22 protein-coding genes and 3 pseudogenes are annotated in these 25,252 nt (G+C 41.8%); 7 read left to right on the plus strand and 18 right to left on the minus strand.

The genetic code is table 11. The features are described from left to right. Nucleotides 1-76: 76 nt before the first annotated feature. Both pth and MFLO_RS10270 read right to left on the minus strand, forming a co-directional pair. Nucleotides 77-631 (minus strand): aminoacyl-tRNA hydrolase, encoded by a 555-nt coding sequence (pth, locus tag MFLO_RS10265; protein ID WP_036097871.1) that lies wholly within the window; start codon nt 629-631, stop codon nt 77-79. A 166-nt stretch (nt 632-797) separates the two neighbouring features. Further along, nucleotides 798-1,424, minus strand: coding sequence for a 50S ribosomal protein L25/general stress protein Ctc (locus MFLO_RS10270; protein ID WP_036097873.1), 627 nt, complete (start codon nt 1,422-1,424; stop codon nt 798-800). 335 nt (nt 1,425-1,759) lie between these two features. Between MFLO_RS10270 and MFLO_RS10275 the strand changes: the two genes are divergently transcribed. The 7 genes from MFLO_RS10275 to MFLO_RS10305 all read left to right on the plus strand — a co-directional run bounded on the left by MFLO_RS10275 (nt 1,760) and on the right by MFLO_RS10305 (nt 8,812). After that, the gene (locus MFLO_RS10275) at nt 1,760-2,698 is read left to right on the plus strand and encodes an L-lactate dehydrogenase (protein WP_036097874.1); all 939 of its coding nucleotides are present in this window, start codon (nt 1,760-1,762) and stop codon (nt 2,696-2,698) included. A gap of 260 nt (nt 2,699-2,958) precedes the next feature. After that, complete coding sequence (gene ptcA / locus MFLO_RS10280; protein WP_036097875.1) at nt 2,959-3,981, plus strand: putrescine carbamoyltransferase; 1,023 nt, start codon at nt 2,959-2,961, stop codon at nt 3,979-3,981. Nucleotides 3,982-4,045: 64 nt separating this feature from the next. Continuing rightward, a complete protein-coding gene (locus MFLO_RS10285) occupies nt 4,046-5,425 on the plus strand; it encodes an APC family permease (protein WP_036097876.1) in 1,380 nt (459 codons plus the stop codon). After that, the gene (aguA, locus tag MFLO_RS10290; protein ID WP_036097877.1) at nt 5,422-6,516 is read left to right on the plus strand and encodes an agmatine deiminase; all 1,095 of its coding nucleotides are present in this window, start codon (nt 5,422-5,424) and stop codon (nt 6,514-6,516) included. Before MFLO_RS10285 ends, aguA begins: the two co-directional genes overlap by 4 nt. A gap of 15 nt (nt 6,517-6,531) precedes the next feature. After that, nucleotides 6,532-7,476 carry a carbamate kinase gene (gene arcC / locus MFLO_RS10295; RefSeq protein ID WP_036097878.1) on the plus strand — a complete coding sequence of 315 codons (945 nt, stop codon included), beginning with the start codon at nt 6,532-6,534 and terminating at the stop codon, nt 7,474-7,476. 139 nt (nt 7,477-7,615) lie between these two features. Continuing rightward, nucleotides 7,616-8,404 carry a MurR/RpiR family transcriptional regulator gene (locus tag MFLO_RS10300; RefSeq protein ID WP_036097879.1) on the plus strand — a complete coding sequence of 263 codons (789 nt, stop codon included), beginning with the start codon at nt 7,616-7,618 and terminating at the stop codon, nt 8,402-8,404. Nucleotides 8,405-8,479: 75 nt separating this feature from the next. Next, on the plus strand, nt 8,480-8,812 hold the full coding sequence (locus MFLO_RS10305) for a putative heavy metal-binding protein (protein ID WP_036097880.1): 333 nt from the start codon (nt 8,480-8,482) through the stop codon (nt 8,810-8,812). Nucleotides 8,813-8,854: 42 nt separating this feature from the next. Here the strand turns inward: MFLO_RS10305 and MFLO_RS10310 are convergent, their stop codons facing one another. From MFLO_RS10310 to metG, 16 genes and pseudogenes are all read right to left on the minus strand, one after another. Continuing rightward, a complete protein-coding gene (locus tag MFLO_RS10310) occupies nt 8,855-9,814 on the minus strand; it encodes a ribose-phosphate diphosphokinase (protein ID WP_036097881.1) in 960 nt (319 codons plus the stop codon). Nucleotides 9,815-9,869: 55 nt separating this feature from the next. Then, nucleotides 9,870-11,249 carry a bifunctional UDP-N-acetylglucosamine diphosphorylase/glucosamine-1-phosphate N-acetyltransferase GlmU gene (gene glmU, locus MFLO_RS10315; RefSeq protein ID WP_036097882.1) on the minus strand — a complete coding sequence of 460 codons (1,380 nt, stop codon included), beginning with the start codon at nt 11,247-11,249 and terminating at the stop codon, nt 9,870-9,872. A gap of 347 nt (nt 11,250-11,596) precedes the next feature. Then, nucleotides 11,597-11,899: a septation regulator SpoVG gene (gene spoVG, locus MFLO_RS10320; protein WP_036097883.1), complete on the minus strand. Its 303-nt coding sequence runs from the start codon at nt 11,897-11,899 to the stop codon at nt 11,597-11,599. Between the two features lie 125 nt (nt 11,900-12,024). Further along, on the minus strand, nt 12,025-12,327 hold the full coding sequence (gene spoVG / locus MFLO_RS10325; RefSeq protein ID WP_036097885.1) for a septation regulator SpoVG: 303 nt from the start codon (nt 12,325-12,327) through the stop codon (nt 12,025-12,027). 724 nt (nt 12,328-13,051) lie between these two features. Next, nucleotides 13,052-14,257, minus strand: a complete 1,206-nt coding sequence (locus MFLO_RS10330) for an ABC transporter permease (RefSeq protein WP_036097887.1) — start codon at nt 14,255-14,257, stop codon at nt 13,052-13,054. Further along, on the minus strand, nt 14,254-14,943 hold the full coding sequence (locus tag MFLO_RS10335; protein WP_036097888.1) for an ABC transporter ATP-binding protein: 690 nt from the start codon (nt 14,941-14,943) through the stop codon (nt 14,254-14,256). Before MFLO_RS10335 ends, MFLO_RS10330 begins: the two co-directional genes overlap by 4 nt. 29 nt (nt 14,944-14,972) lie before the next feature. Further along, nucleotides 14,973-15,650: an efflux RND transporter periplasmic adaptor subunit gene (locus tag MFLO_RS10340; protein ID WP_036097889.1), complete on the minus strand. Its 678-nt coding sequence runs from the start codon at nt 15,648-15,650 to the stop codon at nt 14,973-14,975. Nucleotides 15,651-15,820: 170 nt separating this feature from the next. Then, nucleotides 15,821-16,642 carry a pur operon repressor gene (purR, locus tag MFLO_RS10345; RefSeq protein ID WP_036097890.1) on the minus strand — a complete coding sequence of 274 codons (822 nt, stop codon included), beginning with the start codon at nt 16,640-16,642 and terminating at the stop codon, nt 15,821-15,823. A 112-nt stretch (nt 16,643-16,754) separates the two neighbouring features. Continuing rightward, nucleotides 16,755-17,486, minus strand: a complete 732-nt coding sequence (locus tag MFLO_RS10350; protein ID WP_036097891.1) for a carbohydrate deacetylase — start codon at nt 17,484-17,486, stop codon at nt 16,755-16,757. 12 nt (nt 17,487-17,498) lie between these two features. Next, nucleotides 17,499-18,366: pseudogene (gene ispE, locus MFLO_RS10355) on the minus strand (4-(cytidine 5'-diphospho)-2-C-methyl-D-erythritol kinase). A 154-nt stretch (nt 18,367-18,520) separates the two neighbouring features. After that, a complete protein-coding gene (locus tag MFLO_RS10360; protein WP_036097893.1) occupies nt 18,521-18,778 on the minus strand; it encodes a Veg family protein in 258 nt (85 codons plus the stop codon). A gap of 112 nt (nt 18,779-18,890) precedes the next feature. Continuing rightward, nucleotides 18,891-19,775 (minus strand): 16S rRNA (adenine(1518)-N(6)/adenine(1519)-N(6))-dimethyltransferase RsmA, encoded by an 885-nt coding sequence (rsmA, locus tag MFLO_RS10365; protein ID WP_036097894.1) that lies wholly within the window; start codon nt 19,773-19,775, stop codon nt 18,891-18,893. Then, on the minus strand, nt 19,768-20,346 hold the full coding sequence (rnmV, locus tag MFLO_RS10370) for a ribonuclease M5 (RefSeq protein ID WP_036097898.1): 579 nt from the start codon (nt 20,344-20,346) through the stop codon (nt 19,768-19,770). Before rnmV ends, rsmA begins: the two co-directional genes overlap by 8 nt. 102 nt (nt 20,347-20,448) lie before the next feature. After that, a pseudogene (locus MFLO_RS16480) lies at nt 20,449-21,702 on the minus strand (ubiquitin-like domain-containing protein). Nucleotides 21,703-21,993: 291 nt separating this feature from the next. After that, nucleotides 21,994-22,763 (minus strand): annotated as a pseudogene (locus tag MFLO_RS10380) (TatD family hydrolase). A 148-nt stretch (nt 22,764-22,911) separates the two neighbouring features. Continuing rightward, nucleotides 22,912-24,903 (minus strand): methionine--tRNA ligase, encoded by a 1,992-nt coding sequence (metG, locus tag MFLO_RS10385; RefSeq protein ID WP_036097899.1) that lies wholly within the window; start codon nt 24,901-24,903, stop codon nt 22,912-22,914. Nucleotides 24,904-25,252 lie beyond the last annotated feature (349 nt).

Consider the following 25,252-nt stretch of genomic DNA (forward strand, 5'->3'; position numbering starts at 1 on the left):
TTTCTGAAAATTCCTTCTTTATAAAACAAGCAAGACAGCATGCCGAGGTTACCGTCTAGAGCCCGGTTCGGCATGCTTAATTATAGCGATTCATCACATCTAAAAAAGGAAGTTTTGTTGCATCTTCGATCGCATCTGCACTTTTTTTAATGGCATCAATAATCTCAGGCTGCTCTGCTTTAGCAAAGTCGCCGAGAACGTAATGGATGATTTCACCGCGTTCCGGACGATCAATTCCAACGCGAATCCGATTAAATTCTTGTGTTTTTAGATGGGCAATTAAAGAGCGCATCCCGTTATGACCACCAGCGCTTCCTTTTTGGCGCAATCTGATTTTTCCGATTGGCAAATCAAGATCATCATAGACGACGATCAAATCATCAATAGCAATATCGTAATAGTCCATCAGCGGCTTGACGCATTCACCAGAGGCATTCATAAATGTAAGCGGCTTGACAAGCAGGACTTTTTCGCCACCTATGATTAGGCTGCTTGTCATCCCATTAAATTTCGTGCTTTTCCACGGAGTTTGAAATCTGTAGCTAAGTTCATCCACCACCATGAAGCCGGCATTATGCCGTGTTCGCTCATATTTTTTTCCTGGGTTTCCGAGCCCTACAATCATTTTCATCGTTTTATTCTCCCCGCTCAACAAAACCACTTCAAAAATTGAACTGGTTTCTCTTTCCAATTATTTGTTTGATTATATCATGATTTTCACGGTTTTTAAAGTTCTCCCTCTTTACATAAAAAAGCGCGGCACCAAGCGGCACCGCACTTTCTATTCGTATCTTCTATTATTCAACGGGAGCATCTGCCGAACCGTGAACTGCTTCTGGTTCTGGCGCTTCGGCTCCTTCTGTCGGTTCTTCAGCAACACGTGGAGCCGCAATTGTTACAAGCGCTTCTTCGCCGTCTGTTATTATTTCGTAGTCTGCATTTTTCGGAATATCACTTGCAGCTAACGAATCACCGATTTCTAGACCAGAAATATCTACTTCAATGGCTTCTGGAAGTTTATCCGGCGTTGCTTTCACAATCACTTCATATAGAACTTGCTGTAAGACCCCGCCGGATTTCACACCGACAGAATCGCCTACAAGGTCAATTCGAACTTCAGTTTCTACTTCTTCACTCATATCTACTGCAAGCAAATCCAAGTGAATGATTTCATCTTTTAATGGATCTTTTTGATATTGATGTAATAAAACATTCATCTTCGATCCATCTACTGTTACTGCGAATACTTCGTTACGTCCGTGCTCACGAACCGCTTTGATTAGTTCAAGGGCATCAACTGAGACCGCAATGTTCTCTGCTTGATAGCCATAAATAATCGCTGGGATACGTCCTGCTTCACGTACTTCTGTTACTTGCGAATGCGGTTTCGTATCTCTTTTCTGAACTTCTAATGTAGTTGCCATAAAAATCCACTCCACTCATTCAATTTGTATTCATCAATAACAAATTTTACCCTACTTCGAAAACTTCAAACAAAATAATGTTTATTTTTTTCCAAGAAAAGGTAAACAAAAACTAGTGTAAAACTTTGTTATTGCACTTCTATTGTAACGTAAACTGAGCTTGCTTTCAAAAATTCCCGCATCAAATTTGGAATGTAAGAGCTTGCAAACTGTATTATAGCGTTTTCATAAAAAAATTAGTACAAATTTCCAAATTAAGGACGTTCATAGTTTCACAAACTGTAATAAAGTGTTATACTGTGTTAGTAAAAAGTTTTCTAAGGAGGAAGTTGTATATGAAAGACCAACAAAAAATAATTTTAATTGGTGACGGTGCCGTTGGTTCAAGTTACGCTTTTGCGTGTGTAAACTTAGGTATTGGTCAAGAGTTCGGTATCATTGATGTCGACAAAGATAGAACTATCGGAGATGCCATTGACCTTAGCCACGCTGTCCCTTTTTCCACACCGAAGAAAATCTATTCCGCTAATTACAGCGATTGCAGCGATGCTGATCTTATCGTCGTGACAGCCGGAACTGCTCAAAAGCCCGGTGAAACACGTCTTGACCTTGTCAGCCGCAATATAAAAATTATGAAAAGTATTGTTGACCAAGTTATGGCAAGTGGTTTTGATGGTATCTTCTTGATTGCTTCAAATCCAGTTGACATTTTAACTTACGCAACATGGAAGTTCTCAGGTCTTCCAAAAGAACGAGTTATCGGCTCTGGAACAAGCCTTGATACCGCTCGCTTCCGTTCTTCAATTGCCGACTATGTAAAAGTGGATGCACGTAACGTCCATGGTTACATTCTAGGTGAACACGGTGATACAGAATTCCCAGCATGGAGCCATACAACGGTTGGTGGACTTCCAATCACTGAATGGATTAAAGAAAACGAACAAGGTGCGATGGATACAATTTTCGTCAGTGTTCGTGATGCAGCTTACGAAATCATTAACAAGAAAGGCGCTACCTTCTACGGGATTGCTGCTGCTCTTGCACGGATTACTCAAGCCATCTTCAACAACGAAAGTGCCATCTTGCCATTATCAGTGTACTTAGACGGTCATTACGGTTTAAATGATATTTACATCGGCGCCCCTGCTGTTGTAAACCGCCAGGGTGTGCGTCATATCGTCGAAATGAGACTTAACGAAACTGAAAAGCAACAAATGGAACATTCAGCATCTACTTTGAAAAAAGTATTAAATGATGCCATGAACGAATTATAAGATCAAATTTTTATCCCATCACACACTTGAGCGGCGCCCCTTCGCGGGCGCCGCTTTTTTGTTTTCTTATCCAAAATCCGTGAACTTTCAGTTTCCCAACTGGTACTCGTTACGCAAAATGTAACAGGTTCCTTTCTGTTTTTCTCTGTTTTTTTAGTCGGAAAAGTCATTCCAAAATTATAGTCCTTATACTATGATGTTGCTGTGGCAATGAAATACTCGAGTATGCCCCAAAGAATCCGTCTATTGAGGTGAAAAACATGGTGAAGAAAAGAGACTATATTGATACAAATGATTTTTCTAAAGATGAAATCGTTTACATGATTGATTTGGCATTGAAATTGAAAGAAGCAATTAAAAATGGTTATTATCCGCCGATTCTTAAAAATAAATCACTCGGCATGATTTTTGAACAATCTTCCACTCGGACAAGGGTTTCGTTTGAAACAGCGATGACGCAACTTGGTGGACATGCCCAATATCTTGCACCAGGGCAAATTCAGCTTGGCGGGCATGAAAGTGTCGGGGATACCGCACGTGTTTTATCACGGCTTGTGGATATTTTGATGGCACGTGTTGAGCGGCACCAAACTGTTGTTGACTTAGCAGAAGACGCGACGATTCCAGTTATCAACGGGATGAGCGATTACAACCATCCAACGCAAGAACTTGGGGATGCGATTACGATGATCGAGCATCTTCCTGAAGGCAAGAAAATTGAAGACTGTAAAATCGTTTTTGTCGGAGATGCTACACAGGTTTGTGTGTCTACGATGTTCATGGCGACAAAGCTTGGTATGAAGTTCGTTCAATTTGGGCCAAAGGGATTCCAGATAAAAGAAGACCGGATCAAAATTGCAGAGGAAAACTGCAGGGTTTCAGGGGGAAGCGTGCTCATCACAGAAGATGCAGACGAAGCTTTGAAAGACGCTGATTTTATCTACACGGACGTTTGGTACGGGCTTTATGAAGCGGAACTTTCGGAAGAGGAACGGATGAAGACTTTTTATCCGAAATATCAGGTAGACATGGATTTGATCAAAAAAGCGGCTCCTCATGTGAAATTTATGCACTGCTTACCTGCTACTCGTGGCGAGGAAGTGACAGACGAGGTGCTCGATGCACCATTTTCGATTGTGCTTGATGAAGCGGAAAATCGCTTAACAGCAATGCGCGCTTTACTTGTATACTTCCTTAAACCCTACTTAAACTATGCCGAAGAAGCGACCTGCTTGAAATACGATGCGGATATTCAAGCGCTTTTACGGCATTATGTGGATTGATGCTTGATTTATTATGGAGGGAGAATTTTGTTTCTTCCTCCGTTCAAAAGAGGAAGTGGACGTTTTGAAGGAAAAGAAAAAGTTTCGTTTGTTTGATGCTGTTTTAATGGCGGTTTGTGTTATTTTAGTTGTTGAATCTGCCGCTCCAGCCGCCGCAATCGGCTCCTCGCAATTCTTTTGGTGGGTCGCTCTTTTGATTTTATTCTTTCTGCCGTACGGGCTTATTTCAGCAGAACTCGGAACAAGCTACGACGATGAAGGCGGTATTTATGATTGGGTCAAACGCGCATTTGGCAACAAATGGGGCGGCAGAGTTGCTTGGCTTTACTGGATTAATTATCCGATTTGGATGGCTAGCCTCGCTGTTTTGTTTATGGAGGTGGCGACACAAATTTTCAAGCTTAAACTAAGCACTCCGGTAGCCATCCTCATTCAGCTATTGTTCATCTGGATCGTTGTTCTGATCAGTTGTTATCCTGTCAGCGATAGCAAGTGGATTCTAAATATTGCGGCTTTTTGTAAAGTATTCATTATGCTTGCACTTGGTGTACTCGGCATTTACTTCGCGGTTACGAAAGGGCTCGCGAATGATTTTTCTGGAAAAGCACTTTTACCAAGTTTCGACTTAAACAGTTTATCGTTTATCTCGATCATTTTGTTTAACTTTCTCGGCTTTGAAGTTGTCACTACGCTTGCAGGCGACATGGAGAATCCGAAGAAACAGATACCGCAAGCGATTATTGTCGGTGGCATCTTAATTGCTTTCTTTTATTTGTTTGCTGCATTCGGGATGGGCGCTGCGATCCCAACGTCTGAGCTTTCGACGTCTGGCGGCTTGATAGACAGCTTTATCATGCTGATCGGCAACCTTAATCCGTTCGTTATCGTCATCGGAATTATGTTTATGTATACGCTTGTTGCCAATTTGATTTCATGGGCTCTTGGCGTCAATTATGTTGCGATGTATGCCGCAAGAAATAAAGATTTGCCGCGTGTATTCGGGATACAAAACAAGAAGAATGAAATGCCGCTTGGCGCTAATCTTTTAAACGGTTTAGTGGCTTCGCTTCTCGTTGTGATTGCACCACTGATTCCAAATGAAAATATTTTCTGGGCATTCTTCGCTTTGAATGTGGTGGCACTGCTTGCCTCTTATATTATGATGTTCCCAGCGTTTTTAAAACTTCGGAAAATCGATCCGGATCGCCCGCGGCCGTTTAAAGTCCCAGGTGGTAAGGTGCTACTCAATTTGTTCACCTATATTCCGGTCGCTCTGCTCGTCATCACGCTGATCTTTTCAGCCGTACCACTCAATGGTTCGTCTGCTGAATTAAATGAAAAAATCCCGATTTTGATCGGGGCAATTGCTGCTTTTATTATTGGTGAAATTTGTATCGCCAAAGCAGGAAAACGAAAGAACTCGGGAAAGGATGAATTGGATTGAAAACTTTAGATAGTTCTCCTAAAAAAGATGGATTTATGATGCCGGGCGAATTTGAAGCGCATCGCGGCTGCTATATGCTTTGGCCAGAACGTCCGGACAATTGGCGCAATGGCGCAAAACCGGCACAAGCAGCTTTCACAGCTGTCGCTTCGGCGATTTCAAAATTCGAGCCTGTTACGGTGGCTGTTTCACCGCGACAATACAGCAATGCACGCCATATGCTACCGGATCATATTCGCACAGTTGAAATAGATAATGATGATGCTTGGGTGCGCGACTGCGGAGCGACATTTGTACGCAACAAAGATGGCGAAATCCGTGCTGTCGATTGGACTTTTAATGCTTGGGGCGGACTCGTTGACGGGCTTTATTTCCCTTGGGATAAGGACGATCAGGTGGCGCAAAAGATGGCTGAATTAGAAGCTTCTGACAGATATCGCTTGGAGAATTTTGTACTGGAAGGCGGATCGATTCATGTTGACGGTGAAGGTACACTGATTACGACCGAGGAATGTCTGCTCTCTGAAGGACGCAATCCTGAACTTTCCAAAGAACAAATTGAAACGATCTTGAAGGAATATTTGAACCTTGAAAAAATCATTTGGCTGAAACGCGGCATTTACTTGGATGAGACAAACGGCCATGTTGATAATATTTTGAACTATGTGGCTCCTGGGGAGGTTGCGCTTGCATGGACAGATGATGTGAGTGATCCGCAATACGAAATTTCTAAGGACTGTCTCGACATTTTAGAGCATACTACGGACGCAAGAGGTCGTAAATTAAAAGTGCATAAACTTCACGTCCCTAACCCCATCTTGATTACAGAAGAAGAAAGTCGCGGTGTCGATGCTGTCGATGGTACTTTGCCGCGCGAAGCTGGCGACCGCTTGGCTGCAAGTTATATTAACTATTATTCTGCGAATGGCGGGATTATTTTTCCGCTGTTCGATGATCCGAATGATGAAAAGGCACGCGAAACATTGAGCGCGCTTTATCCTGACCGAGAAGTCGTCGGTGTGCCGGCGCGCGAAATCTTACTCGGTGGAGGAAATATCCACTGTATCACTCAACAAGTTCCTAAAGGATGATTGCGAGGGAAGAACATGAAAAAACGAAAAGTAGTAGTGGCACTCGGCGGAAACGCAATTCTATCTAATGACGCGAGTGCAGAGGCTCAACAAAAAGCTTTAGAACAAACGGCAGAACACCTAGTGGAATTTGTGCTACATGATGATGATCTTGTTATCTCACACGGAAATGGACCGCAAGTTGGAAATCTGCTACTGCAACAGCAAGCGGGAAACTCTGAAAAAAATCCTGCATTACCGCTTGATTCTTGTGTTGCAATGACTCAAGGAAGCATCGGATACTGGATGCAAAATGCGTTCGATAATGTCTTTCATAAACATCAGCTTGAAAAAGAAACCGTTTCGCTCATTACGCAAGTGATTGTTGATCAGGAAGATCCAGCATTCAGAAATCCTACTAAACCAATTGGCCCCTTTTTATCAAAAGAAGAGGCCTTAACGGAAGAAGCTGAAACAGGCGCTGTATTCATTGAAGATGCTGGACGCGGCTATCGCAAAGTAGTTCCTTCGCCCATGCCGCTTTACATTAAAGAACATGTTGCCATTCGTCAGCTGATCGAAAATGGCGTCATCACAATTTCAGCTGGCGGTGGCGGGATTTCTGTCGTTGATCAGGATGGGAAATTTACTGGTGTGGAAGCTGTCATCGACAAAGACTTTGCTTCTTTACGGCTTGCTGAAATGATCGAAGCCGACTTATTTGTTATTTTAACAGGCGTTGATCATGTTTTCGTCAACTTCAATAAACCGGATCAACAAAAACTGGAACATGTAACCGTTTCTGAGCTGGAAAGATGGCGCGCCGAAAATCAATTTGCAGCCGGAAGTATGCTCCCAAAAATTGAAGCAGCGATGGCTTTCGTGAAAAATCGTCCTTCGGCAAAAGCTGTTATTACTTCTCTTGAGAACATCGGCGACTTCTTAAAAAATGGAACTGGGACGGTTATCACAGCAAAATAAAATGATCAAAGCGAATCCTTAGTTCTAATTAGGCCAAGGGTTCGCTTTTTGTTATCTTAGGAACTATTGTATAATAATCCTGATAGAGACAGTTAGTAGTAATAAAGCTCACAACCTCACATGGAAAGGATTGAAAACTATGGATTTTTTTGAGATTGCCAGTCAATCCATCTCAAGCTTAACTCGCAACGAACGCATCTTATTTGATTACGTTGTTAAAAATATGACTCGGATAAAAAACCAAAGCATCCGCGAAGTTTCTGCTGAATGCTTTGTTTCAACTACTACTTTTTTGCGTTTTGTCAGGAAAATCGGATTTACAGGTTACAGTGAATTTACGACGGTATTGAAATTTACGGAAGCTAACAAACATGCCGAGATCCGCCCGAGCCCGTTTGTCGTGAACCAAAAGAATTATCGCGAAGAATATTTAAAAAATATCATTGAATCTGTTCGCGTACTGGAGCCATCAAAATTGCAACGCATCACGACGAAGCTCGAGCAAAAACCGCGAATTTATTTTTTCGCCAAAGGTTTGAGTAAACATGCCGCCGAATATGTCAAATACCTCTATACGATGAATGGCTTTTTGGTTGAATTTCCCGAGGATTATCAATATCGCCAGGCGATTTTGCCGCATATCGGCTCCGAAGATATGGTCTTTATTTTAACTTATGGTGGTCATGATATTGAACTTGTACAGACTGCTCAAAAACTGAAGGCACGCAAAAACACGCCTCTTCTCATTTCAATCACTTGCGCCGACAATAATATCATTCAAAATATGAGCGATATTAATTTATATATTTTTACAGATGAAATTGAAATTAACCATTTGGATATTACTTCACGCATTTCCACAATCGCTTTAATGGAGCTGATTTTGTACCAGCACATTGAAAATATGAACCCTAATGTATATAGTTAATTTTACACATACTTAGATTAATTTTTGACGGATTTTTGCTTTCCAAGTACACTTATGGAAAGGAGGTTTTTAAAAATGATTACAACAACATCCCCGAACATTGAAGGGAAACAAATTATCGAATATAAAAAAATTGTTTTTGGTGAAGTAATCACTGGCGTAAACTTCATGAAAGATATCGGAGCCGGCCTGCGCAACTTCTTCGGCGGGCGTTCAGAAGGCTATGAAGAGGAACTCATTAACGCGCGCGAAGCAGCTATTGCTGAGATGGAATCTCGAGCTGCCGAACTCGGTGCCAATGCAATCATCGGCGTCGATATTGATTATGAGGTGCTTGGAGCTGATAACGCTATGCTGATGGTAACGGCGTCTGGAACAGCTGTCGTGATTGAAGCACAAGATTATTAAAAAAAAGCGATGCCGCAAAGATTGCGGCATCGCTTTTACATTTTATTCAAACAATGAGCTTACTGATTCGTTTTCATGGACGCGGACAATCGCTTCGCCAAGTAAAGGCGCTACCGAAAGTTGTTCCATTTTGTCGATCCACTTATCCTCTGGCATCGCAATTGAGTTGGTAACAACCAATTTTTCAATTGGCGATTCGTTGATGCGCTCCATTGCTGGGCCGGATAAAACTGGATGTGTACAAGAAGCAAAGACGCGTGTTGCTCCGCTATTGCGCAGCGCATTCGCAGCAAGTGTGATGGTTCCTGCTGTGTCGATGATATCATCGATCAGGATACACACCTTTCCTTCTACGTTGCCGACAATGTTCATCACTTCCGCCACATTTGGACGTGGGCGGCGTTTATCGATAATCGCAATCGGCGCTTTTAAGCGGTCTGCCATTTTACGTGCACGGGTCACTCCGCCGTGGTCAGGTGAAACAACTACGATATCTTCACTCGACAGACCTAGTTTGCTGAAATAGTCGCTAAGAAGGCGAACAGCATTCAAATGGTCAATCGGAATATCGAAGAATCCTTGGATTTGCGGTGCGTGCATATCAAGCGTAATCATACGTGTAGCACCCGCTGTTTCAATTAAGTTCGCTACAAGTTTCGCTGTAATCGGCTCACGGCTTCTGGCTTTGCGATCTTGACGAGCGTAACCGTAATACGGCATCACAATATTGATGGTAGCTGCTGAAGCACGTTTCAGTGCATCAATCATGATTAAAAGTTCCATTAAATTCTGGTTGACAGGATAGCTTGTCGACTGGACAACATACACGTGGCATCCGCGAATACTTTCTTCGATGTTGATTTGAATTTCACCATCGCTGAAATGAGTGACACTTGATTTCCCCAGCTCAATACCTACTTCTTTCGCAATGTCTTCTGCTAATGCGCGATTTGAGTTTAACGAAAAAATCTTTAATTTTGGATCAAAATAATCGTTTGACATAATCAGCCTCCACAAATTTTATAAAATGATAACTAAATGTTTTCCCTCACAAAAGCTACTTTTTATGTTTATCAAGAATTTTCTTCACATAACCTGCTTTGTTCTCTTGACGAGCTCGCGCGATCGCAAGCGCACCTTCCGGAACATCATCTGTGATTGTCGAACCTGCAGCAATATACGTATTATCTGCAATTTCAACAGGTGCAACTAGGTTAGAGTTACAGCCAACAAAGACGTTATCGCCGATTTTGGTCTTGAATTTATTAAAGCCGTCATAGTTAACGGAAATACTGCCACAGCCAACATTTACATTTTTACCAACTTCTGCATCGCCCATATAAATGAAATGCGGCAACTTAGTTCCTTCATCTATAACTGCATTCTTGGTTTCTACATAGTTACCAATTTTGACATGCGCTTTGATATCAGATCCTGGACGAAGATGCGAGAATGGACCGATCGTTACATCATCAGCCACTTTACTGTCTTCGATTTCTGAACTGCGAATTTTAACGCGATCGCCAATTTCAGCATTATCGAACACAGAACCACTTGTAATGACACAATCTACACCAATTTTTGTTTTACCGCGAAGCGTAACATTTGCTTCGATTACTGTATCTTGACCGATTTCAACATCCACATCAATATAGGTGCTTGATGGATCAACAAGTGTAACTCCGTTTCGCATATGGCTTTCATTGATACGGTTCCGCATCAGGCGAGAAGCTTCTGCAAGCGCAACGCGATCATTCACACCAAGCGATTCTTCAAAGTTTGCCATTCGGTAAGCTGCTACAACTTCATCTTCATCTTTTAAGATTTTAATGACATCAGGCAAGTAATATTCACCTTGCGCGTTATCATTTGAAACTTTTGAAAGAGCTTCAAATAATGATAGATTGTCAAAGCAGTAAGTACCTGTATTAATTTCTTGCACACGTTGTTCTTTTTCAGAAGCATCTTTTTGTTCAACAATTTTTTCAACAATCCCCAAATCATCGCGAATAATTCGTCCATATCCAGTTGGATCATCGAGTGTTGTTGTTAAAATCGTTGCTTTTGCCCGCTTTTCGCTATGATACTTCACGAGCGCTCCGATCGTTTCACTTTCAATCAGCGGGGTATCTCCGCAAACAACAATAGTGATACCATCTAGGTCGCCAAGCAAGTCTTTCGCTTGTAGTACTGCATGCGCTGTTCCAAGCTGTTCTTCTTGTTTAACGAATTCGCTTTTTCCTTGTAAACGGCTACGAACTTCTTCTGCTCCGTGCCCTACAATGGTTACAATTTTATCAATATTCAAATTGCTGACTTGATCAACGACATGTTCAACCATTGGTTTGCCGCATACTGGATGTAAAACTTTATATAGTTTTGACTTCATTCGTGTTCCCTGACCTGCCGCCAAAACAATAGCATACTGTTTCGTCATTTTATAGAACCCCCAATTATCACTATTTACCATTAAGAATCATACCGTAAAATAGGGTTTTTTTCAAGGTCGCACGAAGGCGTTCAAACACGCAAAAAAAGCCTTCTTCAGACTAGAAAGCTTACATGTTCGTGCCCTGCAAAATGTGTCAAGCTTAAATTGATCTGGTCAGCCGGTTCAGCAGAACAGCTAAAACTCCCATTTCCTGCTTGCATCATTTTCAAGATTAAGACCTCATTTCCCTAATTTCTTTCATTATAGCATAGCCTTTTCTTGAAAAAAAAGTGTAAACAAAAAGAGCTGCCGTAAAAACGGCAGCTCTATCAATTATTTCATCATTCTTTTCATTATTCAGCAGATACTGATTCTGTTTCTTCAGAAGAAACCGCTTCTTCTTCACCAACACGGTCATATTCAGCGAGTACTACTGTTTGAATTTTACCGCGTGTATCAGAGTTAATTGGGTGTGCGATATCGCGAAACTCTCCGTCAACACCGCGTTTGCTTGGCATTGCTACAAAAAGTCCATTATTCCCATCAATAACACGAATATCATGCACGACGAACTCCTCATCTAAAGTGATTGAGGCGATTGCTCTCATTCTTCCATCAGTTTCCACACGACGTAATCTCACATCTGTTACTTGCATTTTCGTCACTCCTTATCCCACTTAGCCCCTTTACAAGGATGGTGCGCTCTCGGTAGCAGATTTAGGATCCCTCTCTCTGTTTCCGTATTTCGTCGCCGCTCCTATTATAAGGGATTTTTATTTTTTTATTCTGCCGCACTATCATCATTTGATTCTGCGTCAGTTGAAACCGGTTCTTCAGCTACATCGTATGCAGCGATAACTGCCTCTTGAATCTTTGCACGTGTTTCTGAGTTGATTGGGTGCGCAATGTCGCGAAACTCCCCATCCGGAGTCCGTTTACTTGGCATAGCCACAAAAAGCCCATCATTTCCTTCGATGACACGAATATCGTGTACAACGAATTCACCGTCGATCGTGATTGAAGAAATAGCCTTCATTCTTCCATCTGTCAAAACTCGGCGTAATCTCACATCTGTAATTTCCATTTCCTTCACCACCTTAAGTCTAGTTGCTCAGCTTTTGTTATTTAGCGATCTGTGCAACAAAGTTTTGTCTTGCTTCACAGAAAACAGAGATTCATACTTTCTCACCAGGCACCTCGTTTTCTATAACCATATGATAATTAAAAAAAGATGAATTTGACAACTTTGTGAACTCTGGTATTTTTTTGCATTTTAAGCCCCCTAAAATATTGACATCTATTAATTGTTCATAAATTGTTTTAAATTGTCGACTTTTGTTAATTTGTTATAAAATTCACTTTAAGATTAAATTGCGAAATTGACTTGCACAAACTTAAATATCTAAAATCTATTGAAAAAAAGTAATGGTTGATTAAAAAGTGGTGTACAATAAAAATACGATGAAAATTCATATAAAATAAGAAAATTTTACAAAAACACATTTTCAAGCGAAGCATATTTTTTTCACGAATTCAAAACGAAAAACCCGATACACGTTGTAAATAAAGGACTTTCTTTTAATTCCTATTTTGTTTGTCTGAATTTATCTTCATAAAATCAATACTTATGTAACAAAAATGTTAAAATTAGATGACAAGACAGTTGTCTGCAAACTATTTAACACTTGTCAGTTTTTGAATTAATAATAATTACGATTGCTATTCATCTTTTCTCACCCATGTCCAAATTAAAAAGCTGCTTTTGGCCAAATTGTGAACCTTTTTTGACCAGAAGCAGCTTTATTTTTTTACTCTGAACGAAGCGCGTCGATAGGGCGCAACTTGGATGCTTTATTGGCAGGCGCAAGCCCGAAAACAACGCCAATGCAAAGTGAGAAGACAAAGGAGAAGATGATCGTTCCTATGGTTATACCGGAAGGAATGTCCGCTACGCTACCGAAAACCATAGCACCACTTGCTCCGATGATGATCCCGATGATACCGCCAACTACGCTAATAACGACTGATTCAATCAAGAATTGCATCAAGATGTCACGCTTTTTCGCTCCAAGTGCTTTGCGGATACCTATTTCACGGGTACGCTCGCTCACGGATACAAGCATGATATTCATGATACCGATGCCACCGACTACAAGAGAAATGGCAGCAATTGCACCTAAAGCCGTTGTAAGAGTACCGCTGATTGTATTAAAGGCACTCAAGATTTCTTGTTGATTGATGACTTGGTATGGTTTTTCTTGATCTGATGAAGCTGTACTGTTTTCTGTGCCGTCTTGATTGAATTTAATCGATAAACGCGATTCAAGTGTATTTACGACAAAGTCAACATCTTCTGCCGTGTTCGTTTCTACATAGATCGTCCGGACGTTCGTGTCTTTCAGGAGACGTTGTGCCGCCATAATCGGGATGAAGACTTGGTCGTCGCTTGAACCCATCATCGATGCACCTTTGTCTTTTAAGACGCCGATAACTTTATAGGGAAGCCCGTTTAAGCGGATCGTTTTACCGATCGGGTCCGAAAAGCCGAATAAGTCGCTCGCCACATTTGGACCAATCACGGCTACTTTTTGCCCGTACTCGACATCAATTGGTAGAAGGAAACGCCCTTTTTCCAGCTCCAAGCTTCTTGCAACTTGATACTGGTCATTTGTCCCAATTACTTTTAAGTTCTTCGACTGGTAGTCATTTGTTGCGTTCGCTTGCCCGGAAAGTTCCGGTGACACACTTTTGACTCCGTCGATATTCTGGTATTTCATCGCTTCTTCGTAACTAAATTTGTCATTCGGGTTTACCGAAGTATTCATCACGGTAATGAGATTCGACCCGAGGCTACCCATTTGTTCGTTTACTTTTTGGGTAACACCGTTTCCAAGCGAGACAAGTAGAATGACTGAGCCGACACCAATAATGATTCCAAGCATTGTCAGAAACGAGCGGAGTTTGCTCGAACGAAGTTGTTTAAAGGCCATTTTCATACTTTGCAGGATGCTCAATTTGAAGACACCTCCTCGTGGAAAAGCTGACCGTCTTGAATGCGGATGCTGCGCGTACCATATTTAGCAAGCTCCAGATCATGAGTGATCATGACAATGGTATTTCCAGCAGCATTTAGTTCTTTTAAGATGCGCATGACTTCTTTTCCGGTTTTCGAGTCCAGCGCACCGGTCGGTTCGTCGGCAAGCAAAATAGAAGGATTCGCAGATAAGGCGCGCGCGATCGCCACACGCTGCTGTTGTCCTCCCGATAATTGTGTTGGAAGGTTGCGTTCTTTATCTGCAAGGCCTACTTTCCCGAGGGATTCGCGGGCGATTTTCTCGCGCTTTGAAAGACTGTAGCCACCGTAAATAAGCGGCAATTCTACATTTTCAAGAGCAGATAGTTTCGTTAACAAATTAAATTGCTGAAAAATAAACCCGATTTTTTTGTTGCGAATTTCGGACAGCTTGTTGTCATTCAATTGATAAACATCCACTCCGTCAAGGTGATAGCTACCCTCATCCGGAACGTCCAAGCAACCAATCATATTCATGAGCGTCGACTTCCCTGAGCCAGATGGTCCGACTATCGAGAGAAAATCTCCTTCGTTTACAGAAAGCGAGACATTGTCGAGCGCCTTGAATGTTTCGTCGCCAAGCGTATAGGTCTTTGTAATATTTTTCATTTCTATTAGCGGATTCATAAGCGATCTCTCCTTTCACTTTCAATCATTTAAACACCTGCTAAAGTGCTTGTTTTCTTCGAAGGTAAGATCACTTTATCTCCCTTAGCTAAACCTTTTGTGATTTCAATGTTATCTTCATTATGAAGCCCTGTTTCAACGAATTTCTTTTCTTTCGTTGTTTTACCATTTTTATCTTTTTTCGGAATCATGACATAGTACTTGTCGTTATCATCTTTTTGAACGGCTTCAATTGGTAAATAAATGGCATTTGCTTTTTCGTGAACTAAAATAGAAGCATCCGCCGTCATTCCAGCTTTCAAATCTTTTACGTTATCCAGCGAGATCACAACCGGGAATGAAGAAACGCCATTTTGAACTTGTCCTTGTTCGGCAATTTTTTCAACTTTTCCTGTAATCGCTTTATCTGGAAGAGCTGTAATGTTCACTTTTACTTCTTGACCGACTTTCACATTTGGAATATCAAGTTCATCCATTTGTACCTGCAAGTTAAGTTTGTCATAATTTGGAGCTGCTTGATTCTCGGCGGAAACAACTCCTGCTGCCGTCGCATTTATTTTCATTTCACCTTGTTTCACCGTTACTTCCACATTATCGCTTGTTTTACTCGTATTTGTATCTTTGCCCATAGTTAAAAAGACAATGATGGCACCTGCCAAAACGACAATAACGATGATCGCGATCAACCACTTAACCCATTTCTTCATTTTCATTTCCTCCTACCTTGTAGATAAGTTATGCAATTTTCATTGTAACATATTCAACTTCTGCCTGATTGCGTCGGGAGACTGATTTATCCAAGTAAGAGCTTGGCTCAGCAAATGTGCACATGGCATTCTTTTCCGCAAAAAAAGAAAGCCACTCCTGTAGCTTCCCTTCATTCTGTCGTAAAATAATTACCTTCTACAACTTCAATTTGCTTTTCTTTTACGTTTACATTTTTGATTTTAACAAGCGACACGTAATCATCAACAAGACGTTCCTCTGCATATTCCGACTCAGCAAGAACGCCAATCCCAACAAGCACAGCTTTAAACTCGTCGAGCAAGTTCTTCATTCCATTAATTGTTCCGCCAGCTTTCATGAAATCATCTACAATCACAACACGCGCTCCTTCAGGAAGGCTACGTTTAGAAAGCTCCATCTTTTCAATCCGCTTGGTTGATCCGGAAACATAATTGATGCTCACCGTTGAACCTTCTGTCACCTTACTATCTCGCCTCACGATCACAAATGGCACACTCAGATGCTCCGCGACAGCTTGCGCAATCGGGATACCTTTTGTTGCCACTGTCATAATTGCATCAATCGGCTTGTCGTTAAATTTGGTCGCAAGAATTTTGCCGATTGCTTTAAGCGTAACCGGCTCTCCGAGTAAATCTGATAAATATAAATAGCCGCCCGGAAGTAGCCGATCAGGTTCGGCGATTCGACTGCAAAGCGTTTGAACAAAGTCTAATACATCAGCATTATCAGCTTTTGATATGTAACGTACTCCGCCAGCAGCGCCCGGCACCGTCTCAAGTGTTCCAATCCCGCGATCTTCAAATGTTTTTTTAATGATCACGAGATCCTCGCTGATTGATGATTTTGCTGACCCGTAACGCTCGGCAAACATTGTAAGCGGAACCAGTCTGCGCGGATGCGACAGCAAAAACTGTGTCATATCAATTAACCGTTCACTGCGACGAATCTTCATACTCTCTCTCCCTTTTTTAAAACCGTATAATTAAATAAAAATAATACGTTTTGTACGTGTTTTCTTCATTATAAAACGACTTCAGCCGATTGACAACTGTGAAGGTCAAATTTTACAGTTCTTTATAGCTGATTACTTTTGCCTTTGCCCGTTTGATCATGTCAAACAGCTCAGGCGAAGTGAGTAGCGAAAGTTCTCTCATTCGATCTTTCGTATAGCTTGAAATCTTTAGCAAATCCTCATCGAGAAAAGCCGGGTGCGTCATCAATTCGATCACTTTATCAGTATTCTTATACGTTTCAATAATCTTCGCGAGCGTTGCAAGTGTCGCTTCATCCCCGTAAAAATCACCGAGAAAAAGATCTGGCGTTTGCAAGCTGCCATAATCCAGCGCCGCTACAGCTCGTCTCACGCTTACGCCATACTTTGCAGCCAGCTTATGTTGGATTTCATAGACATGGGGTTCAATAATATGGTGCATATCAAAATGAGTAAAACGAATGCCGGCCGCTTCTACTTTTTCAATTTGAGCAATGAATTCTCGTTCGACTTCTTGTTTACTGTAAGGCGTCGCCATTAATTCTTCGATCTGACGATAAAAACGTCCTTCTTTATTCACAAGCGTCTTGACGTCTTTTGAAACAGGTCGACCGAAAGTAAGCGTTAAATGGATACCGATATCAAGCCCCGGGTTCGCTTTCGCCGCTTCAGCTGCTAAATCGAATGCCAGTCCATTCGCAAGCATCGTCGTCGATTTGACAACGCCTGTACGGTAAGCTTCTAAAATGCCATAAGTAACCCCTTTTGTCATTGCAAAATCATCCGCATTAAAAATCAGTTTCATTTTGATTGCCCCCTATCCGATTGTCGTATCATTCCAAGGCCGCACCATGTAAACTTCATCGCAGAATCCGCGCAAGCCGTTATAAACTCGTTTAGCCCGGGAATATTGCTTTACAACTGCAAACACTGTTGGACCACTCCCACTCATCATCGCAGCATCTGCACCGAAATCAAGCATCTTTTGTTTAAGTTGCTTAACCTGCGCGTTTTTTTTCAAGTGTCACACTTTCAAGCACATTACCCATCGAAGCGCAAACTTGGTCAAGGCTGCCCGTTTCAATCGCAGCAAGCATTCCGGCTGTATCCGGATGGTCAACTTGATCCAGTTGCAATTCTTTATAGACAGAAGGTGTTGAAACGCCAATATTCGGCTTCGCAAGAATAATCCAGCAACTAGGCATCGGTCTAAGCCGCTTGATCAGCTCACCGCGCCCAGTCGCAAAAGCCGTTCCTCCGTAAATACAAAACGCAATATCAGATCCGATCTTGGCACTTAGTTCGGCAAGCTCCTCAAGCGAAAGTCCAAGCTGCCAAAGTTCATTCAGCCCCTTGAGCGCGGCCGCAGCATCCGTACTTCCACCCGCAAGTCCAGCAGAAACCGGAATTTGTTTGTCGAGGGTAATTTTAACACCAAGCTTCACATGATAAGTTTCTTTCAGCAAAAGCGCTGCTTGGTAAACTAAATTCCGTTGATCGCCTGGAATAAAATGTGCGCGCACGTCTAAAATAATCTTATCCTCTGGCAAAAGCTCAAGCTGCAAACGATCTGCAAGGTCAATCGTCGTCATAACCATTTCCACTTCATGGTAGCCGTCTCCACGCTTATAAAGAGCATCGAGCGACAAATTAATCTTTGCCGGTGCTTTCAAATTTATTTTCATCTTCTCGGCCTCCGTCAGTCCTTCTAAAATCTCTCCGTTTATTTTATCATAAGCGGCCTAAAATAAGTAGCGCAATTTGAATCCTAAAAAGAGTCCTTTTTGCCGTAAGCAAAATAAAAAGCCGAGCCCGTTCCGGGCTCGGCCAATCAAAAACTTATAAAGCCAGTTCTTTCTTATCGTCATTAAAAACAAGTTCTACGGCATCGGTTAAAATATCCGTATAACTATACGAAACTCTTTCGAAATTGTTTTCATCTCGATCAAGCTCAACAATGAAAACGGATGGATATGTTTCTGCTAAAACTCCGCACCGTTCGATCGTTTTTTTACGTCCACCGTGCGCTTTTAATGTCAAAGCTTTTCCTAGTCTAGCGTCTAGACCTTGTTTAATGCTTGCAATTGTTCTTGGCATTATTTTCCACCTCACTGTTTACTAGTATAACATAAACAGCCGAAAAAATCAATAAGATATTATTTTATCAGTATAGCAAAAGCTTGTCAACAAAGAAATACATTTTTTTTACTTATTTTTTTAAAATTTCTTCTAGTTCCTCACTAAGCATGGCAAATTCAGGAATGGAAAGGGTTTCACCGCGGCGCTTTAAATCAATATTGATTCCTGCAAGTTTCGCTTCGACTTCTTCACGCCGATTCTTCAACTCTGGAAATTTCTGAGCCAAGTTATTCCATAGCGTCTTACGGCGGCTAACAAATGCAGCTCGCGTCACCTCAAAGAAAAACTCGACATTCTTGACGTCTGCAAGCGGCTTATCGCGGCGCACGAGCTGCACAATAGCTGAATCCACATTCGGCTTCGGCATAAACACATTCTTCGGGACGATAAAGGCGAGGCTTGCTTCCATATAAAATTGGATCGCGATCGTCAAACTGCCGTAGCTCTTCGTTCCTGGAACCGCGCTAATTCGTTCAGCCACTTCTTTTTGCAACATAAAGGTCATCGAATCTGCCGGAACTTCTGCGTGAAGCAAACTGAGAATAATCGGCGTTGTCACGTAATAAGGCAAGTTTGCAACGATCTTAAGCGGCGCTTCGCTATCGCTGAACTCGCGTTCGATCACTTCTGCAAGGTTTGCTTTTAGAACATCGCCGTGCTCAATATGCACATTCTCATAAGGCGAAAGCGTATCTGCAAGGATTGGAAGCAGGCGCTGATCAATTTCAAAGGCCACGACTTCTTTACTTGTCCGAGCAAGGTGTTCTGTAAGCGCGCCGATGCCCGGTCCGATTTCAATCACGTTAGTGTTCTTATTTAATTCCGCTGTTTCGGTAATTCGTCGCAAAATATTCGGATCGATCAAGAAATTCTGTCCCAGACTTTTCTTAAATAAAAACCCGTATTTCTTTAAGATTTCCGTTGTCCGACCCGGAGTCGCAATATCTTTAGTCATTTTTTTCCTCCTGAAAAACTACGCCAAGCGCATCTTCAAATTCCTGTTTGCCAATTTCAAACATAACAAGTCGAGCTTCAAGCTGCTTTCCATTCGTATATCCGATTCGCAGAAGCTCGCCGAGACGGTCACGGCGCGCCCGCGCGCCGTCGCCAAATAAGAGACCCGCTTCAATTAAGCGCTTGCGCGATACTGGATTCAATTCTTGTTCAGGCTTCACTCGGCTCGTGTGGAAAGCACTTAAGGCTTCACGGATGACATCCGGGGAGGCGTGTTCTACACCAAGGCCTCTACCATACTTTGGAAGCGCTTCGCTCCGCTTGATAAAAGCATGTTTGCATCCGGGAACAGCCGCATCAATTATTTTCCTAATCTTCTCGCCTGGAAAGTCAGGGTCGGTCAAAATGATGACACCGCGCTTTTCATTCGCGAAGCGAATCCGCTCAATTGTGTCTCCGTTTATTGCCGAGCCATTTGTTTCAATTGTGTCTGCCTCAACTGCTCGACGTATGGCAGTCGTATCATCGCGGCCTTCTACGACAATCACTTCATTAATAATTGGCTTTTCCATGTTAAAACGTCCTTTTTTAAAAATCAGTATGCTTATCATACCATAGCATAAAGAAAAAGCGAAGCCCGATAAGTCAGCCTCGCTTTTTATACAAGTTTTTATTTAGAGAACTGTAACGGTTACTGTTCTTCGTCCCCAACTCACGCATGAGCCGTAATCTGGGAAGTAAACGTCAACGATATTCCCTTTAATCGCGCCGCCAGTGTCTCCAGCGATCGCTTCGCCGTATCCAGATACATAAACGCGTGAACCAAGTGGAATAACACGAGGATCTACTGCGACTACTTTCAGTCCCGGATTAGCAGATAAATTAATTCCAGTTGCTGTCACTCCGCCGCCTGTATAAGCAGTGGATTCCATCGTATACGTTTTTCCGCCGCTTGGTGCTGCCGAAGTGTTATTACTGCTCGAACTTGGCTTGTGTGCCGCTACAGTATTTGATGCTGCCGGCTTGTTCGTGCCAGTATGATTGACTGCGACAACTTGCGGTTGTTTTGTTCCGCGTGCCACAATTTTATCTGTACTTTCTGAAACAACGGATTCACTAATGCGATTGCGTTGTTTTTCTTTACCGTTTTCAAATACGATTTCATATTTCACTTTTTTCGTTCCATTTTTTCCTGCAGAAACGACTTTTGTGTTGCCTCTTGCAAGGCTTGAATCTTCTTTATATACGGTTTCAAAAGCAATAGCTTCATTTTTTTTCTTCTGTTTTTTTATCTACATAAGTAACAAGAATGGTCATGTTTTCTTTTAAATCAGCATCTTTTGCTGGTGAAACACGATCTTCTTTACTCAACTTAATATTCTTTTCACTAAGTAAATCGCCAACATTGTTTTTTGTTGACCAAACTTTTTTCTTTTTTTCTCCCCATTTTGAAGCGATAAGAAAATGGCGCGGTCGATTTTGATGTTTTGGCCGTCTTTTACTTTCGAATCTAAATCAGCACTCACAACATCATGCGGACGTGTCGTAATATTTTCGTCCTTCAAAACGTCTCCTACCGTTTTTTTCGTACTCCAAACATTTTCTTTTTTACCATTGTCTATAATGGTTAATTGGTTTGCTTTTGTATAGTTAATATCCATACCGTCTTTAATTTTTGTATTTTTAGCAGGAGTTACTTCATCATGCGCACCAAGTTTGATACCCGATTCTGAAAGAGCGGCTCCAACTGTATCTGCATGTGTTTTAACTTCCATTTTTTCACCAGCGTTTATAATGGTGATATCGTTTTTTGTTCCTTCGAAAACGAAATAAAAAACCAATGATACTACAATAACAAATCCTGCAATCAAAATAGGTAGTTTCCATTTTGATAATTGATTAGCGTTACTGCTGTTTTCCATGGTCATGTATTTCTCCCCTTTCTACTCGCTAGTGATTATATACGGGGGACTAAAGAACTGTCAATTTATTGGAAAGTTTGTTCACATTTTCTCAATAAAATCATTAAATCGTTGGTATCAAGCCGTTTTAAAATTGTGTTTTTACAAAAAATGTTAATTGTGACAAATATATTTCAATAAACTACGACTCGAGGCTTAGGCATAAAATAAGGTGGTTCAGACCAATTTGCACTCATTGTATACGATAAGCTTAAGAATGCGTTACAGTGACCCTGTTTTGTTACAAAAAGATTACGATCACTTTTCAATCCGAAACAGCTTTTCTGCGTTAGACGTTGTGAGGCTAGCGATTTCCTCATATTTCATTTCTTTCAATTCTGCAATTTTTTCGGCAACTAACTTGACGTAAGCTGGCTCATTTCGCTTGCCGCGATTTGGGTGCGGCGCAAGGTACGGGGCATCGGTTTCGACAAGGATACGATCAAGCGGGACTTGTTCCGCCGCAATTTTTGGAAGTTTTGCGTTCTTAAAAGTTACGGTTCCGCCAAAGGAAATATGAAAATTGAGCGCCAAGCAGGCTTCCATGACTTCAACCGTTTCACCAAAGCAGTGCATAATACCCCCTACTTCTTCCGCATGTTCTTCCTGCAAAATTCGGATGACATCTTCGGTTGCTTCGCGATTATGGATGACAATCGGTAAATTCACTTCTTTGGCAAGCTGGATTTGCTTGCGGAAAACTTCAAATTGAACGTCTTTTGGTGATGTATCCCAGTGATAATCAAGCCCCATTTCGCCGAGTGCCACCATTTTCGGATGCTTCGTCAGTTCGCGAAGCCAGTCTAGATCAGCATCTGTGAAGTCAATTGCATCGGTTGGATGCCAGCCGAGAATCAGGTAGATGAAATCATATTGTTCTGCTAGTTCAAGGGCGCGTTCGATCGTTTTTTTATTGAAACCGACAACAGCATCTTGGTTACATCGTTTTCCTTGGCGCGTTCGATCACTTCCACCAGATCTTCATCAAATGCTGTGTCGTTTAAATGGACATGCGTATCAAAAAGCATTGTCTTCCCTCCAAAAATTCGTTTCCTTCTATTATACTATTTGCATTCGCGTTCGGAAACTCCGGCGCATTTATAATATATAGTAGAAATTTGTTTAAACTAAAAGACCCCCTCACGGATAGGTATCGCGAGGGGGTTTTATTCATCATTATTTTACTTTTGAGCCGTTTGGAAGGTCAGCATTTGCTTCGATGACACGTAGCTTTCCATCAAATTCACCGGATAGGATCATTCCTTCGCTCATTAAACCGCGTAATTTTACAGGTTTTAAGTTCGAAACGACGATTACTTTTTTCCCAAGCAATTCTTCTGGGGTATAAAATTGGGCGATGCCTGAAAGAACTTGGCGTAATTTGCCTTCACCAAGGTCAAGTTGGAAAAGAAGTAATTTGTCTGCTTTCTTCACTTTCTCAACTTGTTTCACTTCAGCAACACGAAGGTCCAGTTTATCGAAATCTTCTATCCCGATTTGTGGTGTCTCAAATGCTTCTACCTCAGCCTGTTCCGCTTCTTGTTGTTTCACAGGGTTCGTAGCCTTCATTTGTTCTTTAATGTATGCCACTTCTTCTTTCGCATCAAGGCGTGGGAAGATTGGCGTGCCTTTTGCAACTACTTTAGTCCGAGCCGGAATTTTGCCAAAGCCGTTCAAGCTTTCAAAGTTTTGTTCGACAGGCAGATTCAGCTGTTCAAGGATAGCTTCCGGAGCTTTCGTCAAAAATGGTTTCAACAAGACCGCAATGATCCGCAGTGATTCAGCCAAGTGGTTCATCACGCTTGCAAGCTCGGTTTTGTCTTCTTCTTTTGCGAGTACCCACGGCGTTGTTTCATCAATATATTTATTGGTGCGCGAAACAAGCGACCAAACTTTCGACAGCGCAACGGAGAACTGCATATGTTCCATCGCCGCTTCATAGTCTTTTACAACTTCATCTTTGAAGTTTTCAAGCGGTTCATCAAATGCTGTAACATGGCCGCTGTAAGCCGGAATTTCGCCGTCAAAATATTTGTTGATCATGGCGATCGTACGGTTGAGCAGATTTCCAAGGTCGTTTGCGAGGTCGTAGTTAATTCTGTCAACAAAGTCTTCCGGAGTAAACAGCCCATCGGAGCCAAACGGAACTTCACGCAACAGGTAGTAGCGCACGGCGTCAAGGCCATAGCGGTCAATCAGCATATACGGATCGACGACGTTGCCTTTAGATTTTGACATTTTTCCGTCTTTCATTAGAATCCACCCGTGACCGAATATGGTTTTTGGAAGTGGTAAATCAAGTGCCATTAGGATGATCGGCCAGTAAATGGTATGGAAACGGACGATTTCTTTGCCGACGATTTGGACGTCTGCCGGCCAGTATTTTTGGAATTTCGCATCATCTGGCGTGTTGTAACCAAGAGCCGTGATATAGTTTGACAGCGCATCAATCCACACGTATACCACGTGTTTCGGATTACCTGGTACTTTGATGCCCCAATCGAAAGTGGTACGGGATACAGCTAAATCTTCAAGTCCCGGTTCGATAAAGTTTTTCAGCATCTCATTTTTGCGCGATTCTGGCAAAATGAAATCGGGATGGTTATTATAATAGTCGACTAGGCGATCTGCATATTTACTCATCCGGAAGAAATAAGATTCTTCTTTGACAAGCTCCACTTCATTGCCGCTTAGTGCTTTTCCACCGATGACGACGCCGCTTTCATCACGATATACTTCCGCAAGTTGGGTTTCCGTGAAATATTCTTCATCAGAAACGGAATACCAGCCTTCATATTCGCCAAGGTAAATATCGCCTTGATCAACGAGACGCTGGAAGATTTTTTCAACGCCTTGTTTGTGACGCGGTTCGGTTGTACGAATAAAATCTGTATTCGTGATTTCCAGTTTTTCCCACAAACCTTTGAAGCTCGCTGCTAGTTCATCCACGTATTCTTGCTCTGAAATGCCGCGATCAGCAGCTTTTGCTTGGATTTTTTGTCCGTGTTCATCGGTTCCGGTTAAGTAAAATACGTCGAATCCTTTTAGACGTTTATAGCGTGCCATTGCATCTCCAGCAACGGTTGTGTAAGCGTGTCCAATGTGCGCTTTTCCGCTCGGATAGTAAATCGGCGTTGTAATATAAAATGTATTTTTTTCTTTAGGCAATCTTTTTCCCTCCTAATTGACTTCACAATTACCTCTTATTATAGCATTTTTTTTTGTGGCACAAAACAGAATTTTTGCTGTTCAGCACTGATTTATTTAAGAAAACTAGGATTTACTTAGCGAAACTAGTTTCCCTTGCAAAACTCTTAGCTCTTTTGCTTATTTGAATACATAGCAAAATTTATTATCTATAATGATTTTTGCGCGAAAAACGATCTTTTCATATGGTCAGAATATTAAGATATGGCGAAAATGACATAATTTATCTCAAAATCTTTAATGAATTCCTGCCTCTGGGCGATTGAATAGACTGAAAACTTTTTTTTAGAATACTCATGTAGCGATAAAA

The sequence above is a fragment of the Listeria floridensis FSL S10-1187 genome (assembly GCF_000525875.1).
Taxonomy (GTDB): Bacteria; Bacillota; Bacilli; order Lactobacillales; family Listeriaceae; genus Listeria; species Listeria floridensis.

Bases quoted from the DNA above. Each gene is read 5' to 3' on its own strand.
- MFLO_RS10310 (WP_036097881.1), bottom strand. From the start codon at position 9,814: ATGTCAAACGATTATTTTGATCCAAAATTAAAGATTTTTTCGTTAAAC.
- MFLO_RS10360 (WP_036097893.1), bottom strand. From the start codon at position 18,778: ATGCCAAGAACAATTGCAAGCATTAAACAAGGTCTAGACGCTAGACTA.
- spoVG (WP_036097883.1), bottom strand. From the start codon at position 11,899: ATGCAAGTAACAGATGTGAGATTACGTCGTGTGGAAACTGATGGAAGA.
- MFLO_RS10340 (WP_036097889.1), bottom strand. From the start codon at position 15,650: ATGAAGAAATGGGTTAAGTGGTTGATCGCGATCATCGTTATTGTCGTT.
- MFLO_RS10270 (WP_036097873.1), bottom strand. From the start codon at position 1,424: ATGGCAACTACATTAGAAGTTCAGAAAAGAGATACGAAACCGCATTCG.
- MFLO_RS10350 (WP_036097891.1), bottom strand. From the start codon at position 17,486: ATGAAACTGATTTTTAATGCGGATGATTTTGCAATGACAAAAGGGGTT.
- MFLO_RS10335 (WP_036097888.1), bottom strand. From the start codon at position 14,943: ATGAATCCGCTAATAGAAATGAAAAATATTACAAAGACCTATACGCTT.
- spoVG (WP_036097885.1), bottom strand. From the start codon at position 12,327: ATGGAAATTACAGATGTGAGATTACGCCGAGTTTTGACAGATGGAAGA.
- MFLO_RS10305 (WP_036097880.1), top strand. From the start codon at position 8,480: ATGATTACAACAACATCCCCGAACATTGAAGGGAAACAAATTATCGAA.
- MFLO_RS10300 (WP_036097879.1), top strand. From the start codon at position 7,616: ATGGATTTTTTTGAGATTGCCAGTCAATCCATCTCAAGCTTAACTCGC.
- glmU (WP_036097882.1), bottom strand. From the start codon at position 11,249: ATGACGAAACAGTATGCTATTGTTTTGGCGGCAGGTCAGGGAACACGA.
- purR (WP_036097890.1), bottom strand. From the start codon at position 16,642: ATGAAGATTCGTCGCAGTGAACGGTTAATTGATATGACACAGTTTTTG.
- MFLO_RS10275 (WP_036097874.1), top strand. From the start codon at position 1,760: ATGAAAGACCAACAAAAAATAATTTTAATTGGTGACGGTGCCGTTGGT.
- pth (WP_036097871.1), bottom strand. From the start codon at position 631: ATGAAAATGATTGTAGGGCTCGGAAACCCAGGAAAAAAATATGAGCGA.
- rsmA (WP_036097894.1), bottom strand. From the start codon at position 19,775: ATGACTAAAGATATTGCGACTCCGGGTCGGACAACGGAAATCTTAAAG.
- arcC (WP_036097878.1), top strand. From the start codon at position 6,532: ATGAAAAAACGAAAAGTAGTAGTGGCACTCGGCGGAAACGCAATTCTA.
- rnmV (WP_036097898.1), bottom strand. From the start codon at position 20,346: ATGGAAAAGCCAATTATTAATGAAGTGATTGTCGTAGAAGGCCGCGAT.
- ptcA (WP_036097875.1), top strand. From the start codon at position 2,959: ATGGTGAAGAAAAGAGACTATATTGATACAAATGATTTTTCTAAAGAT.